Origin of the sequence: Streptomyces sp. NPDC051940, assembly GCF_040680895.1 — a bacterium.
GTDB lineage: Bacteria > Actinomycetota > Actinomycetes > Streptomycetales > Streptomycetaceae > Streptomyces.
This window is the reverse complement of sequence record NZ_JBFAXR010000280.1, coordinates 1-1,999: the sequence shown is the minus strand read 5'-3', so window position 1 is coordinate 1,999 and position 1,999 is coordinate 1. Positions and strand designations below refer to the sequence as shown.

Below are 1,999 nucleotides of genomic sequence, written 5' to 3'. Positions count from 1 at the left end.
GCGGGGGCCGCCTCACCCACCCCCCGGGGGGGCGGCAACACCCCCCCCGCCCCCGTTTCGGGCCGGGCTCACCGGGCCCGCCCCCGTTTTCGGGCCGCCACATGTGCGCGGCGACCCCTTGGCAGCACAGATTTCGCCCGGTCTCCTGGTAGGAGGCAGGACGTTCCCCCCGCCGGTCAGGCGGCGAAGGAGATGGTTCACGTGTCCGCTACGCCCGTGCTGGCGTTGCGCGGGGTCAGCAAGCGCTTCGGCGCCGTGCAGGCCCTGACGGACGTCGAGTTGGAGGTCCACGCCGGGGAGGTCGTCGCACTGGTCGGCGACAACGGCGCCGGAAAGTCCACCCTGGTCAAGACGATCGCCGGGGTGCACCCGATCGACGAGGGCGTCATCGAGTGGGAGGGCGAGGCCGTCAAGGTCAACCGTCCGCACGACGCCCAGGACCTGGGTGTCGCGACGGTCTACCAGGACCTGGCGCTCTGCGACAACCTCGACGTCGTCAACAACCTGTTCCTCGGCCACGAGCTGAGGAAGGGCGGCCTGCTGGACGAGGTCGGGATGGAGAAGCGCTCGCGCGAGCTGCTGGACACCCTGTCCATCCGCATCCCCAGCGTCCGCATCCCGATCGCCTCCCTCTCCGGTGGTCAGCGCCAGGTCGTGGCGATCGCCCGGTCCCTGGTCGGCGACCCCAAGCTGGTCATCCTGGACGAGCCGACCGCGGCCCTCGGCGTCGAGCAGACCGCCCAGGTCCTCGACCTGGTCGAGCGCCTGCGCGAGCGCGGCCTCGCGGTGATCCTGATCAGCCACAACATGGCCGACGTCCGCGCCGTCGCGGACCGCGTCGCGGTCCTGCGCCTCGGCCGCAACAACGGCACCTTCCCCGTCAAGGGGACCACGCAGGAAACGATCATCGCCGCGATCACCGGTGCCACCGACAACGCGGTGACCCGCCGTCAGGCGCGCACGACGGAGGTCTCGCAGTGAGCAACCAGACCGACACCACTCCGGCCCCCGCGGTCGAGCCCGCGATCGACCCGCGGCTCCTCGTCCGCGAGGAGGGCTTCCGGGGCTACCTGACCGAGTTCAAGCGCAAGATGCGCGGCGGTGAGCTGGGCTCCCTGCCGGTCATCATCGGCCTCATCGTCATCTGGGCCGCCTTCACCATCAACGACAGCGGCTACTTCAGCGCCAGCACCGTCACCTACATCGCCTACTACGGCGCGGGTCTCGGCCTGCTCTCGCTGGGCCTGGTGTTCGTGCTCCTGCTCGGCGAGATCGACCTGTCCGTCGGCTCGGTGAGCGGTCTGGCCGCCGCCGTGTACGCGGTGATCTCCGTGCAGCACGGCGTCAACGCCTGGCTGGCCCTGGTGATCACGCTGGCCATGGGTGCCGCGATCGGCGGGCTCCAGGGCACGGTGTTCGCGAAGATCGGTGTGCCGGCCTTCATCGTCACCCTGGCCGGCTTCCTCGGCTGGCAGGGCGTGATGCTCTGGGTGCTCGGCGACACCGGCACGGTCAACCTGCCCGACGAGGGCCTGATGCAGTACCTGACCGGCAGCTCGATGTTCATGGACGGCGACATCGCCGCCGGCTACATCCTGGCCGGTCTCGCGAGCGGCGCGATGCTGCTCAGCGCCCTGCTCGACCAGCGCCGCCGCCGCGCCGCCGGCATCCCCGCCCGGCCCACCAGCGAGATCATCCTGCGCACCGGTGTCCTCGCGCTGATCGCCTTCGCCGTCGCCTACGTGCTGAACCAGGACCGCGGCGTGCCCAACGCGCTGGTGCTGTTCCTGGCCCTGCTGGTCATCGGCGACCTCCTGCTGCGCCGCACCACCTACGGCCGCCAGGTCTTCGCGGTCGGCGGCAACATCGAGGCCAGCCGGCGCGCCGGCATCAGCGTCCCGTGGCGCCAACGGCCGTTGCGGATAAGCCGTGCTGGAGAGGACGGCGCGCACGCCGAACCACGACAGCGCGACCGCGCACAGCGTGGCCACGGCCCATG

2 protein-coding genes are annotated in these 1,999 nt (G+C 71.1%); both read left to right on the top strand.

The window, feature by feature from the left end; all coding sequences use genetic code 11:
* The first annotated feature begins 192 nt into the window (after positions 1 to 192).
* Positions 193 to 981, top strand: coding sequence for an ATP-binding cassette domain-containing protein (locus AB0M28_RS40410; RefSeq protein WP_365415828.1), 789 nt, complete (start codon positions 193 to 195; stop codon positions 979 to 981).
* A partial coding sequence (locus AB0M28_RS40405; protein ID WP_365415826.1) for a sugar ABC transporter permease occupies positions 978 to 1,999 on the top strand: 1,022 nt, incomplete at its 3' end. The genes AB0M28_RS40410 and AB0M28_RS40405, both read left to right, overlap by 4 nt.